Origin of the sequence: Hydrogenimonas urashimensis, assembly GCF_016593255.1 — a bacterium.
In the GTDB taxonomy this organism is placed as follows: Bacteria; Campylobacterota; Campylobacteria; order Campylobacterales; family Hydrogenimonadaceae; genus Hydrogenimonas; species Hydrogenimonas urashimensis.
Window position 1 is genome coordinate 697287 of the sequence record NZ_AP023212.1, and the last position, 13206, is coordinate 710492.

Sequence of the window (13206 nt, forward strand, 5' to 3'; positions counted from 1 at the left end):
TCCCATATGGTACTCGATGAGCGCATATAAAGAGTGCGCAATTATACACAAGGATTCTTAAAAAAGCAAAGATTTACATTAATTAGAATAGAATTAACCCCAATAAAGCATAGGGGGAACGATGTTACTGACCCGAGCGAGCGAATATGCATTGCTTTCTCTGGCGCTCATCGGCGAAAGCGGCGAGCCCAAAGATGTCGACACACTCTCGAAGCAGCTCGACATTTCGAAGAGTTTTCTCGCGAAGATACTCCAAAATCTCGCCAAACAGGGAATTTTGGTCTCCTTCAAAGGGGCAAAAGGCGGATTCGCGCTCAAAAAGAGATTCGACGAAATTTCGATCCTGGAAGTGATCGAGGCGGCCGAGGGGAAACCGCCCTCCGTTTTCGAATGTTCTCCTGCCCAAGAGTGCTGCCCGAGCGAGCGTGCCGGTTCCTGCATCATCTGGCCATTCCTGAACCGGCTGCAGAACAAGATCGACAGTTTCCTGGAGAATCTCACGCTCAAAGATATCCTGGAAAAATAAGGTTTCCGATTGGCAAAAGCGACACGCACCCGGCTTCTGAAACGTGCCATCCCATTTCTTGAGACCATCGCGAGTGCCAAAGATCTGACGATCGTCGCGATGATCGTCGCCATCATGGCGATCATCATCGTCCCGCTGCCGAGTCCCGTACTCGATTTTTTCCTCACCGTCTCCATCGCCATATCGGTGCTGATGATCCTCATATCGGTCTTCATCGAAAAGCCGACCGATTTCACCACCTTTCCGACGATGATTCTGCTCATCACCCTCTACCGCCTTTCGCTCAACATCGCGACGACGCGGATGATCCTTTCCAAAGGACACGAGGGCCCCGAAGCGGTGAGCGACATCATCACCAGTTTCGGCGACTTCGTGGTGGGCGGCAACTACGTCATCGGCATCATCGTCTTTTCGATCATCGTCATCATCAATTTCATCGTCGTCACCAAGGGCGCCACCCGCGTCGCCGAGGTGGCCGCCCGCTTCACCCTCGACGCGATGCCGGGCAAGCAGATGGCGATCGACGCCGACCTCAACGCCGGTCTCATCGACGAGACCGAAGCCAAAAAGCGCCGTCAGGAGATTCTGCAGGAAGCGAGCTTCTACGGGGCAATGGACGGTTCGAGCAAATTCGTCAAGGGTGACGCCATCGCCGGCATCATCATCACGATCATCAACATCATCGGCGGTTTCCTGATCGGGATGTTCCAGCACGGCATGTCCCTTGCCGACGCGGCGCAGACCTTTACACTGCTGACCATCGGCGACGGCCTCGTCTCCCAGATTCCCGCTCTCATCGTATCGACCGCTACGGGTATCATCATCACCCGGGCCACCAAGGATGAGGAGAAAAACTTCGCCGAAGGGGCGATCAACCAGCTCATCAAAGAGTACAAAACGCTCTTCATCGTCGGCTTCATCCTGCTGCTTTTCGCCCTCGTACCGGGTCTTCCGACCGTGCCTCTCACTTTCGTCGGGCTCCTCTTTCTCGGGCTCGGTTACCTTATCCGCAAACAGGAACTGGAGTCGTCGCTCTACAGACCGGAAATCGAAGCGGCCGCCGCGCCGGAGGAGGAAGCGGCCAAACCGGCACGCACCACACCGACCAAGGAAGAGGAGGAAGCGGCGCTGGAGGACATACTCAAAGTGGAGATGCTCGAGCTCGACCTTGGGTACCAACTTATCAAACTGGCCGATACGAGCCGCGGCGGCGATCTTTTGGAGCGCATCCGCTCCATGCGCCGCAAAATTGCGGCAGACTACGGTTTCCTGATGCCCCAGGTAAGGATCCGCGACAATCTGCAGCTGCCTCCGAACACCTACCAGATTCTTCTAAAAGGGGTGGAGATTGGAAGTGGCGAAGTCTATGCCGACAAATTCCTGGCGATGAACAGCGGCATGGCGACCGAAGAGATCGAAGGCATCCATACCAAGGAGCCCGCCTTCGGACTGGAAGCCATCTGGATCGACGCCGACAAGAAAGAGGAGGCGATCATCAAAGGTTACACCGTCATCGATCCGGCCACCGTCATCTCGACCCATATGAGCGAACTGGTCAAGAAACACGCAGAAGACCTACTGACCCGACAGGAGGTCCAGGCACTTCTGGAAAAGGTGAAAAAAGATTACCCCGTCGTCGTCGAGGATGCTCTCAAAGTCGCCTCATTGGGATTGATCCAGCGCGTTCTCAAACAGCTGCTGCACGAGCGTGTCCCCATCAAAGATATGGTGACGATCCTCGAAACGATCGCCGACGTGGCCGAATATACGAAAAATGTCGACCTGATCGTCGAACAGGTCCGTGCCCACCTCGCACGCGTCATCACAAGCACCTACAAAGACCCCGATGGCGTCATCAAGCTGCTGACCCTCAACGCCCCCACCGAACAACGCCTGCTCGATCACCTGCAAGAGAGCGATTCGGGGCGGCAGCTGCTGCTTAATGTGGGGCAGATCAACAAAGTGGTCGAAACAGTCAGCGACGAAGCCCAAAAAGTGCTACAGAAGGGAATCGCCCCGGTCATTCTGATCGTCGATCCGATGCTCAGAAAACCGCTGGCCGAAATCTTCGAACGGTTCGGCCTGGATATTGTCGTGCTCAGTCACGCCGAGATCGATCCCAACGCGAAATTCGAAGTGCTCGGAAGCGTGGAAATCGATTTGTAAACTATTTGTAAACTATAAACTAAAAGTTAACAACTAAAAATTTTGGTTGGCTGCTTCGCAGCTTTATTTTCAATGAAAAGAGCGTAGCGACTTCCCAAATTTTTAGTTTTTAGTTTTTAACTTTTAGTTATATAAGGAAAACGATGAAAAAACCCGACTCCGTCTACCACCTCTCCCATACCGACCTCGACGGCTACGCGTGCCAGTTTCTCACTTCCCACTGTTTTAAAAAGATCCGGTTTCAAAACAGCAATTACGGAGACGAGATCACCGGCCGTCTGAAGATTTTCTTCGACGCGATGCTGCTCGATCCCGGCAAAACGATTCTCCTTCTCATCACCGACCTCAACCTTTCGATGCAGCAGTGCGAATTCATCGAAAAGCAGATCGAGAGGCTGCACAACCTAAAAAGCGGAGTCACCCTGCAGGTGCAGCTGCTGGACCATCACGGCAGCGGAAAGGAGCCGGCGGAGAAATATCCGTGGTACTTTCTCGACACGACACGCAGTGCGACGAAAATCACCTACGACTGGCTCGTCGAAACCGTAGGCTGCCAAGCCGTAACGCGGTACAAAAACCTGGTCGATGCGATCAACGCCATCGATATCTGGCTGACTGAAGAGAAGGGGTTCGAGTTCGGAAAAGTCCTGATGGGGGCCATCGCCTCCTCCCGGGAAGTCGGCCGCGCCCTGTTCGACGAGCAGGACAGGGAACACAAGTTCCACATGATCCGATCGGCGCACGACCTCATCGAAGAAGAGAACGCCCACATCCGACTCGACAACGAGATGCACGCCATCAAAAAAGCCTTTTTCGCGAAAAACCGCGACGACAACACCCTCGACAATCTCGTCGCCGACTATCTGACCGACCTGCTGACAGCCAGAAAAGAGGACTTGAAGATCCGCTACAAAGACAAAACGGGTGTGCTCACTTTCGGTATTCCGAATATCTCGGTCATCGGCAACGCTTTTCTCGTCGCCAATCCCGATATCGATTTCATTCTAAACATTTCACCGAATGGGTCGATTAGTTTACGAAGCAACAACAAAGCCGACGTGAGCGAAATCGCGGCAACCCTGGCCGGCGGCGGAGGCCATCCGAACGCCAGCGGGGGACGCATTCACAATTTCAAAGAGACCTACAGCTATGCGGATGCCAAAAAATTCATCGAAACGCTCATAGAGGAAAAAACCAAGGAGTCATAATGAAAAGGCCTGCCCCGACAGGAACAGAGCGGTTTTTGAAGGATGAGGATTTCATCGTCTCGAAGACCGACCTGAAAGGTCGCATCATCTACGGCAACAAAATGTTCATCAAAATTTCGGGCTATTCGGAGAGCGAACTGCTCGGTGCACCCCACTCCATCCTGCGCCATCCGGACATGCCCAAAATCGTATTCAAGCTTCTATGGGAGCGTATCCAGAATAAAGAGGAGATCTTCGCTTACGTCAAAAATCTCTGCAAGGACGGCGGCTACTACTGGGTGTTCGCCAACGTCACGGCCACCATTGCCCCCGACGGTTCGATACGGGATTACCATTCGGTCCGGCGGAAACCGAGCGGCAAGGCGATGGAGATCATTCCGCCGCTCTATTCGCAACTGCTTTCGGCCGAACGCAGCGGAGGCATGGAGGCGTCCGGACGACTGCTCGGCGATATTTTGAAAGAGAAAGGAGTCTCGTATGACGAGTTTGTCCTCGGTCTTCAACAATAAGCAGATTCTCGCCTATCTGTTCCTCACCCTCGGTGCGGCAATCTACCTGCTCATGACCGGCGCCTATATCGCGGGCGGCGTCATTCTTCTTCTTGGTATCGGCAGCCTTTTCATCCCCGCCGAAGGAGAGACCGCCTGTGAAAAGATCTTCAACGATCCCCTCATCCGCCAGGTGCGCGACGTGCTCATCAAGGCGGGTCGGGGCGAACTCTCCGACCGGATCACCCACATTCCCGACGACCACGTGCTGCAGGGGGTGGCCTGGGGCATCAACGACATGCTCGACCAGGTCGAGCAGATGATGCGGGACATCCGGGCCTCCATCGACGCGGCCGGCGAAGGAAAGCGCTACCGCATCATCCCCATAGAGGGGTACAAGGGAGACTTCAAAGCGGCCACGCCCAGCCTGAACCAGGCAATCCAGGCGATCGCGGAATCTTTCAAAACGAAGCTGCGCGGCGAACTGGCCAGAGAATTCGAGAAATCAACCGGAGGCATCGGCAAAGGTCTGGAGGTGATACAAGAGGATATATCCCGAAATTCCGATATACTGGAATCAATCACCGAAAGCACGCTCACAACGGCCCAGGAGGCTTCCAAAAGCCAAAAAACGGTGCAGAAAATCGTTGAGAACCTCGACGAGCTTATCCAGCTCATCTCCCACTCCAACGAAGCGATCACCTCTTTGAACGAACGCACCGGCGAAATCTCTGCCATCGTCAACCTGATCAAGGATATCGCCGACCAGACCAACCTGCTTGCCCTCAATGCCGCCATCGAGGCGGCCCGGGCCGGCGAACACGGCCGCGGTTTCGCCGTCGTCGCCGACGAGGTGCGCAAACTGGCCGAACGCACCCAGAAGGCGACCCAGGAGATCGCCATTACCATCCAGACCCTTCAGCAAGAATCCAACGACATCCAGGCCAACTCCGAACAGATCACGCAGATCGCCACCAATTCACAGGCCGATGTCCACGCCTTCGAAAACACCCTCCAAACCTTCGCCCACAACGCGGATGTTGCGGCCAAAATAGCGAAATATATCCACAACTCCCTATTCGGCACACTGGTCAAGATCGATCACATCATCTTCAAATCGAAAGCCTACACCACGGTACTCAACGAACGCCCGGAACTTGTGCAGGAGTTTACGGACCATCACCACTGCCGCATGGGCCGATGGTACTACGAAGGAAAAGGCAAGGAGCTTTTCAGCCATACCAAAGCCTACAGGGCGATGGAAGAGCCCCATGCCCTCGTGCACGACATGGTGCTTGGCACCATTCCCTGCGCCGTCGAAAAAAATTGTCTGACACAGGATCGACGCGAAACGATCGTCGGAAACTTCAAGAAAATGGAAGAGGCGAGCAACCAGCTCTTCCGACTCATCCGCGAAATGGTCCAGGAAGCCAATACCGATATCGTCAAAGAACTCGAGTTCAGTGGAAAAAGTGCGTAAAAGGGTTATTTTCCCCTTTTGCGCGCCACCATTGTCGCGAAATTTCCCCACTGAAAGAGCGTATCGACGGCAGAAAAACCCGCCTCCTTCATCATGCTACGGTTCTCTTCGATCGTGTAGGGAATCAGGACATTTTCCAGCGCCTCGCGTTTGCGCATAATCTCCGTTTCGCTGTATCCCTGCCCTTTCTTGTAGTCGTAGTAGATGTCGATGATCTGCTTGTTGAGCCATTTGTCTTCCATCAGCACCTTTTCACTGCAGACAAACAGGCCACCCTCTTTCAGCGCATCGTAGATTTTCTGAACCGTTTTGCCGCGCACCGCCGGACGGATGAACTGGAGCGTATAGTTGGCCACGACGACATCGGCCCCGCCGAAATCGTAGCGCATCAAATCCTCGCAGAGAAAGGTCACATCCGCTTCGAGCGCCCGGGATTTCTTTCTCGCAAGCTCGACCATCGCCGGTGCGTTGTCGATGCCGATGAACTCCACTTCCACGCCGCACCGTCTGGCCAGTTCGATCAGCAGCAGACCGGTCGAAGAACCAAGGTCGACAACCCGCATGCCCGGTTTTAGAAACCTCAAAAGCAGTGTGACGATCAGATCGAGGTTCTGCCGGTAGAAGGGAACGGAGCGTTCGATCATGTCATCGAAGACGGCCGCCACCTCTTCGTCGAACTCAAACTGCTTCTCGAGCGGTTTTTCGAAAAGTCTATCTTTCACGGGCCTCTCCGATATCTTTTTCTATCTGCGCCTTCAACGCCTCAAGCGAATCGAAACGCCGATTGGTACGAAGCCTTTTGTGCCACGCGATCGAAACCTCCCACGGCCTCGGCTTTCCATGCAGATTGCAGTCGATAAGATGGGTCTCCACGGCAAAACGGCCATCCGTCGTGAATCGGTGGCCGACAAAGGTGACCGAGGGGTAGGAGCTGTTTGCGATAAAGGTGTCGGTTTTGTAGACGCCTGCCGCGGGAAGAAGAAACCGGCCGCTTTTGACATTCAAAGTGGGCACCAGCGATTTGGCTCCGAGTCCCTGCCCCGTGACGACCTCTCCCCATATCCTGTAGGTATGGCCCAGCAGTGCGTTGGCATCTGCCATTCTCCCCTCGGCGATCATCTCGCGTATGAAGCGGGAGTGGACCGGTTGCTTCCCGACATGCACCTCCGCCACCACTTCGACCTCTCCGTCAAAAAGGGCGGCGAGCCGGTGCACGTCGGCACTGCGGCCGGCGCCGAAGAGGAAATCCTCCCCCACGACGATTTTGCGAAGGCAGGGGAAATCGGCTTTAAGCATTTCGATGAACGCTTCGGGGGAAAGAGCGCGTATCAGATCGAAATCGTAGAAAAAGAGGGGAGAGTCGGTAAACGCCGCCCGATAGACGCCGGGGGTCAGATTGGCCCTGTAGTGTTCGATGACCACGATGCCGCCCTTTTCACCAACTCTGGCAAAGAGCGCCTGGTGCCCCAGATGCATCCCGTCGAAATTGCCGATGGCCACGGCTTCAACGGTTGATGAAACAGTAAAACCACTCACGGTTCCCCTCTTTTCCCGGAATTTTCGATATCTCTTTGACCATCAGGCGCCATCCCAGTTTCGCCGCCGCATCCTCGAACTCTCTCTGGGCTTCGCGTATCGCCCCCTCGTCCGTCACGACGCCGTGTCGGTTGCGTTTTGCCACCCTTCCCACCTCAAACTGCGGTTTGAAAAGGAGTATCAGCACTCCTTCTGTCAGGCGGTCGAGGTCTTTTATAATACGGCGAAGGCTGATGAAGGAGACGTCGCATGTGGTCACATCAAAGGGCGTGTCGCTTTTGAATTCGCGGATATCGGTCTCTTCGACGCTGAGGACTCTCGCCTCCCTGGCAAAGGAGTCGTGCAGCTGCAAACGCCCCACATCAAGAGCCGTCACATGGGCCGCTCCCCTCTCCAGCAGTATCTGCGTGAAGCCCCCGGTGCTCGCCCCCACATCGAGGCAACGTTTTCCTTCGATGGCCACCGGATGGGTCTGCAAAAACCCTTTAAGCTTTCTCGCCGCCCGGCTCACATAGCGGGTCTCGCCGAAAATCTCGATTTGGGCACTCTCGGCGGGTTTGAAGGAGGGTTTGTCGACAACCCTTCCATCGACCGTCACGCCCCCCTCTTTGATGAGCTCCTGTGCCTTGGTGCGGCTGGCCACGACTCCCCGTTCGACCAGAAGTGCGTCAAGACGCATGGCTTCGCTCCATACACGGGCCGAGTGGAATCGGGAATCGAGCATGAAGAGCACCACAGGGTAAAAGCGAGAGTCCGCGCCTCGAGCCGACCATGCCCACCAGCGAATCACCGACCATCCACACTCTCCTGGTTCTCCACATCTTCTACCAGCTCCCACATCCTCTCTTCGGGCATCAGCTCCACACCCAGCTGCTTCGCTTTGTCGTATTTGCTTCCGGGGTCTTCGCCGTAGATGACGTAGTCGGTCTTTTTTGAGACGCTGCCGCTGACTTTGGCGCCGAGATGTTCGAGCATCGCCTTGATCTCGCCCCGCGATTTTTTCATCGTACCCGTCAGCACAACCGTCTTGCCCGTAAAGGGCGATTCGACGATCTCCTCTTTTTCGGGCGCTTTGGGACGGATGATGCGCAAAAGCCGCTCCACCTTACTGCGGTTGACCCGCATGAACTCCAGATAGCTTTCGGCCATCTCTTCGCCGAATCCCTCGATGGCCATCAGCTGCTCTTTTGTCAGATCGATAAAATCGAGGCCGTAGGTCTGGCAGATCTTCCTGCTCGCGACCTCTCCGATATGCTCGATCCCAAGGCCATTGAGAAAGCGCCAGCACGCCGCTCCTTTGCTCTTCTCGATGGCATCGAGGAGGTTTTTCGCCTTCTTCTCTTTGAACCCTTCGAGCTTCAGAAGCTCCTCCATCGTCAGATGGTAGACATCTTCGAGCTCCTTGACAAGCCCCGCTTCGTAGAGCTGTTCGACGATCTTCTCGCCCAGGCCGTCGATGTTCATGCACTGCTTGGAGGCGAAGTAGATGATCGAATTGATGACACGGGCCGGGCAGTTGATGTTCTGGCACTTGATCAGCTTTCCCTCGTCCAGCAGTTCGCTTCCGCAGACGGGACAGTGGGTGGGGCGCACAATCCTCTTCTCTTTGCCCGTGCGGTACTGTGTGAGGACTTTGATGATCTTGGGAATCACGTCGCCGCTTCTGATCAGCGTCACCATGTCGCCGATGCGCACATCCATCTTCTCGATGTAGTCGAAATTGTTGAGGGTCGCCCGTTCGACGATAACACCCTCCACCTCCACCGGCTCAAGCACCGCCACCGGAGTGATCACGCCGGTACGCCCCACCTGGAACACCACATCTTTGATGCGGGTCTGTTTCTCGACGGCGGGAAATTTGTACGCCACCATCCAGCGCGGCGCCTTGACGGTGTAGCCGAGCGCATTCTGGGCCGCGATGCGGTCGACCTTGACCACCATGCCATCGAGCATCACGTCCAGTGAATCGCGCATCGTTTTGAGCTCTTCGTAGATCGCTTCGATCTCTTCAACCGTTTTGCAGACCTTTCTGACGGGAGGTTTGCGAAAGCCAAGGTCGTAGACAAAAGCCATGATTTCACTCAGGTATTCGTAGGGAAGGGAGTGGACACCCACGCCCCAGGGCTGAAAAAGCAGGTTGCGTCTGGCCGTGATTTTCGGGTCGAGCTGCCGGAGGCTTCCCGCCGCCGCGTTGCGGGGATTGGCAAAGAGCGGTTCACCCTTCATGGCACGCTCTTTGTTGATGCGGTCGAACTCCTGTTTGGTCATCAGCACTTCGCCGCGAATTTCGATGAGATCGCTGTGGTCAATCTCCAGCCGTATCGACTGGATCGTTCTGGCGTTGTTGGTGACATCCTCGCCCTCGATCCCGTCGCCGCGGGTGATCGCCTGCTTCAAAAGACCGTTCTCGTAGATCAGGTTGAGGCTCGCGCCGTCGAATTTCGGCTCCACGTAGTAGCGCTCGTCGGGGAAGTTTTTCCGGATGCGCGCCATCCACTCTTCGAACTCTTTTTCGTTGAAGACATCCTCCATGCTCCACATTCGGCTCAGGTGCTTCGCTTTTGCGAATCCCTCTTTCAAAGGAGCCCCGACTCTCTGGGTCGGGGATGTGGGATCGATGTCTTCGGGGTGCTCCTTTTCGTAGGCTTCGACTTCCCTGTAAAGCTTGTCGTACACCTCGTCGGTCACGAGCGGATTGTCTTCGATATAGTAGGCGTACGCCCATTTTTTGAGGGTTTCGACCGCTTTTTTGTAATCTTTTTTCGTCATATCCGTTCCCCTTTTTTAGGCGATGGGAGGTGTTCGTCGCGCTTTTGGGGTCCCTTTTCGAGCTCCTGCTGCAATCCCTTGAGTGCCTCCAGCATCTCCTGCCGCCATATCTGCATCGTCTTTTTCCATCTCTCCTGCAGCTTGCGACTCTCGTTCCCCAGCTCTTTTTGAAACTTTTCGAAGGCTTCAACCCCTTCGCGTAACGTTTCGTCCAGCAGCTTCGTGCCGCAGGCAATGGCGCCTTTTTCGACACCCTCTTTGTAGTTTTCCATCGTCACGATATCGTCGACGAGCCACCGGTTCTGGACTTTCAGAAGTTCCGTATCGAACGTGGCATTGCATTCGGCAGAGGCCTTCTTTCCGATCGGAATCGTGAAGGTCACAGCAGTCGGGACGAAGGCCCTTCCGTCGATGACGCGGGTACCTTTTGCCCTCACGTTTTCAAGCTCTATGCGAAAAGGCGGTGCGTCGTCGATGCGCTGACGCACCGTCAGGGCTTTCGCCATCCTTCGGTCGCCGTTTTTCATCGCATGCCAGAAGGTTTGCGCCACCTGCTGCGGTGTCGATGCGGGGGGCTTCGTCTCGCAGCCGGCGAACAGAAGCCAGATGAGTATGGCAATCGTCAGATGTTTCACAACGTTTCTCCTTTTTCGATCGCTTCGAAAACGGCTATCGCCTGGCGATGTGCCGCGATATCGTGACACCGCACGATCGATGCACCCCGGCGCACCGCTTCAAGATGGATGGCGAGCGTGCCCGGCAGCCGCTCCTGCACAGGGGTCGGCACGATGCTGTCGATCATCGATTTTCTGCTGGCGCCGATCAGAACGGGGCAGCCGAAACGGGTGAAATGTTCGAGATTTTTCAGAAGCTTCAGGTTGTGGGCCAGCTTTTTGCCGAAGCCGATGCCCACATCGAGAATCAGCGCATCTTTTTTGAGGCCGATCTCTTCGGCCGCTTCGATGCGCTCTTCGAAAAAGCGATCAAGATCGAGCATCACATCTTCGTACACCGGATTTTTCTGCATCGTTTGCGGAGTTCCTTGCATGTGCATCAGCACCAGCTGCACGCCGTAGGTTTTGGCCAGTTCTCCGATCTTTCTGTTTCGCATGCCGGTGATGTCGTTGACGATGGCAAATCCGCACTCCAGCGCGTAGGAGACCGCCTCGGGCGTGTAGGAGTCGATGCTGAATGCCGCTCTTTGCGTCAGATGCTGCGTCCTGACGGCATCAAGCACCGGCTTGAGCCGCGCCAGCTCTTCCCGGGCTTCCACCGGTTTGCTTCCGGGCCTCGAAGAGACGGCGCCGATATCGATGATATCGGCACCCTCTTCGATCATCCGTTCGATCGCCGCGACGGCGGCCGATTCCCGAAAGCGGCTTGCAGGGTAGAAACTGTCGTCGTTTGCGTTGATCACCCCCATGATCTTCACAGGTGCGGCATGTTTTTTCAGAAACGTCTCGATCGCGGCGCCAAGTTTCTTCAGGCCGAAAGGCTGGATTTTTTCCCGCCTGGCGAGCTCCAGCAGTTGGCGCTTCGTTCCCATCAGTACACCGTCGAAGGTTTCGCCTCTGCAGACGACGACACCGGCCGGAACCGCCAGATCCGCACCCACCGCCAAAGCATCCTGTTTGAGAATGTTCGCGGCACCGGCAGGCATCCCTTTGATGAGAAAAAGATGGGTCCGCATCTTCCTCGACATGATGGTCACGCCCACGCTGTCGCACCCCAAACGCTCCAAAAGGGCTTTTTCATCGGACGGTCTGTCGATACGGTAGATTCTCACTTCTTTCTCTCCAGCAGTTTCAGGCCGAGCCTCGCGAGAACGAAATTGGGCGGTGAACCCATATCCAGCAGCCGGACACTTTGGGAAAATGTCTCAAGCAGTTCCTCATCGAGCCGGTAGTTTCCGCTTCGCATCGCCTCCTTGGAGATGTTTTCTACGAGTGCGGCCGCCCGTTTCGCGTCGATGCGCCGGTGTGTGCGGAGCAGATCGAAAAGCCGCGAGAGGTCGAACCGTTCCAGGTCGACGCCGCTTTTTTCCTCCTCCTTTGCGACGATTCTGTTTTCGATCGGAAGACGGGAGCGTATCGTGGCGAGCAATCCGGATTTGGAGGGTGTCATCAGAATGAAATGGGTTTTGGAGGGAGGTTCTTCGATGATTTTGAGCAGCTTGTTCTGGGCGATGGGGGTAAAACGGTTGGCCGCCAAAACGATGACCTTTTCCCTGTCGCTGGTCAGCGAAGCGCGGTCCACCGCCTCCCTGGCGTGCTCGATCAGAAAATCGTCCGTTTCGATCCGGTGGAAAACCGCATCGGCATAATGCTCTTTCAGTTCGAAAAAGATCGTCTCGAAACGGTCGGTCAGTACGATTTTCGAAACGGGTGCGGCCATCTCAGCCCCCTGTGTCCACTTCAGCAAAAAGCGCGGCACTCAATGTTTTGTCAAAAAGCCTGAAAAGCTGAAGAAGCTTGATGTCGATCATCTCGTCGTAGGAGCGCAGCGTGAAACTGTTGGTCATCTCCTCATCCATGACCCACAGCAGCGACTCGTCATTGCGGAAGGCGATACGGGCTCTGGGGTGGTCCGCTTTACCGATATACCAGAAGAAACAGCCCTGCGGATAGGAAAGAGAGAGCATATCGAAGAGTAGATCGATATCCTGGTCGGTCCGAATCGCATCGACATGGGGATAGACCGCTTCGAAGGAGAAGAAAGGAAGCAGCGGGCGGCTCATGCCCGGACGGTTGATGCGACGGACGATATACTCCTCGAACCAGCGGTTCTGTTCGTCTGCAAGAAGGAGGACACTCTGACCCTCCAGAATCTTGGAGAGGGCACTGCCGACGATCGGCGCCCACTCGTAACGCCGCTCCTCGAGCCAGCTCATCATCGTATCGTCGTTTCGGATCGTCTCAAGCGTCCAGGAGAGCAGATCTTTCACCAAAGCTCCCTAGGTGAAAGATTTGGGAAAATAGTGAACAGTGGATAATGAACAGTATCGGAAAGCCGCTGCGAAGCGAGCTTCCTCAC

At 55.4% G+C, this 13206-nt stretch carries 13 protein-coding genes and 1 pseudogene; 6 read left to right on the forward strand and 8 right to left on the reverse strand.

The annotated features are described in order from the left end of the window. The first annotated feature begins 121 nt into the window (after nt 1–121). The 6 genes and pseudogenes from JMG82_RS03425 to JMG82_RS11850 all read left to right on the forward strand — a co-directional run bounded on the left by JMG82_RS03425 (nt 122) and on the right by JMG82_RS11850 (nt 5868). Complete coding sequence (locus JMG82_RS03425; RefSeq protein WP_201353538.1) at nt 122–526, forward strand: RrF2 family transcriptional regulator; 405 nt, start codon at nt 122–124, stop codon at nt 524–526. Nucleotides 527–535: 9 nt separating this feature from the next. Beyond that, nucleotides 536–2692 (forward strand): flagellar biosynthesis protein FlhA, encoded by a 2157-nt coding sequence (flhA, locus tag JMG82_RS03430; RefSeq protein WP_201353539.1) that lies wholly within the window; start codon nt 536–538, stop codon nt 2690–2692. Between the two features lie 143 nt (nt 2693–2835). Further along, nucleotides 2836–3900 carry a DHH family phosphoesterase gene (locus tag JMG82_RS03435; RefSeq protein WP_201353540.1) on the forward strand — a complete coding sequence of 355 codons (1065 nt, stop codon included), beginning with the start codon at nt 2836–2838 and terminating at the stop codon, nt 3898–3900. Next, nucleotides 3900–4409, forward strand: coding sequence for a PAS domain-containing protein (locus JMG82_RS03440; RefSeq protein ID WP_201353541.1), 510 nt, complete (start codon nt 3900–3902; stop codon nt 4407–4409). The genes JMG82_RS03435 and JMG82_RS03440 overlap by 1 nt, the downstream gene beginning before the upstream one ends. A 706-nt stretch (nt 4410–5115) precedes the next feature. Further along, nucleotides 5116–5400, forward strand: a pseudogene (locus JMG82_RS11845) (methyl-accepting chemotaxis protein); the annotation flags it as partial. Nucleotides 5401–5496: 96 nt separating this feature from the next. Then, nucleotides 5497–5868, forward strand: a complete 372-nt coding sequence (locus tag JMG82_RS11850) for a CZB domain-containing protein (RefSeq protein ID WP_269089368.1) — start codon at nt 5497–5499, stop codon at nt 5866–5868. Nucleotides 5869–5873: 5 nt separating this feature from the next. Here the strand turns inward: JMG82_RS11850 and cmoA are convergent, their stop codons facing one another. The 8 genes from cmoA to JMG82_RS03485 form a co-directional block, all read right to left on the reverse strand. Further along, entirely contained in the window at nt 5874–6590 is a 717-nt protein-coding gene (cmoA, locus tag JMG82_RS03450; protein WP_201353543.1) for a carboxy-S-adenosyl-L-methionine synthase CmoA, read from the reverse strand. Next, on the reverse strand, nt 6580–7404 hold the full coding sequence (locus JMG82_RS03455; RefSeq protein ID WP_236579177.1) for a bifunctional riboflavin kinase/FAD synthetase: 825 nt from the start codon (nt 7402–7404) through the stop codon (nt 6580–6582). The genes cmoA and JMG82_RS03455 overlap by 11 nt, the downstream gene beginning before the upstream one ends. Next, nucleotides 7373–8128, reverse strand: a complete 756-nt coding sequence (tlyA, locus tag JMG82_RS03460; RefSeq protein ID WP_236579178.1) for a 23S rRNA (cytidine-2'-O)-methyltransferase TlyA — start codon at nt 8126–8128, stop codon at nt 7373–7375. Before tlyA ends, JMG82_RS03455 begins: the two co-directional genes overlap by 32 nt. 62 nt (nt 8129–8190) lie before the next feature. Beyond that, the gene (gene ligA / locus JMG82_RS03465; RefSeq protein WP_201353544.1) at nt 8191–10173 is read right to left on the reverse strand and encodes an NAD-dependent DNA ligase LigA; all 1983 of its coding nucleotides are present in this window, start codon (nt 10171–10173) and stop codon (nt 8191–8193) included. Next, complete coding sequence (locus JMG82_RS03470) at nt 10170–10808, reverse strand: hypothetical protein (RefSeq protein ID WP_201353545.1); 639 nt, start codon at nt 10806–10808, stop codon at nt 10170–10172. The genes ligA and JMG82_RS03470 overlap by 4 nt, the downstream gene beginning before the upstream one ends. Beyond that, nucleotides 10805–11959, reverse strand: coding sequence for a dihydropteroate synthase (folP, locus tag JMG82_RS03475; RefSeq protein WP_201353546.1), 1155 nt, complete (start codon nt 11957–11959; stop codon nt 10805–10807). Before folP ends, JMG82_RS03470 begins: the two co-directional genes overlap by 4 nt. Continuing rightward, a complete protein-coding gene (locus tag JMG82_RS03480; protein WP_201353547.1) occupies nt 11956–12567 on the reverse strand; it encodes a DNA polymerase III subunit delta' in 612 nt (203 codons plus the stop codon). Before JMG82_RS03480 ends, folP begins: the two co-directional genes overlap by 4 nt. 1 nt (nt 12568) lies before the next feature. Next, nucleotides 12569–13117 carry a HobA family DNA replication regulator gene (locus JMG82_RS03485; protein WP_236579179.1) on the reverse strand — a complete coding sequence of 183 codons (549 nt, stop codon included), beginning with the start codon at nt 13115–13117 and terminating at the stop codon, nt 12569–12571. Nucleotides 13118–13206: the final 89 nt, after the last annotated feature.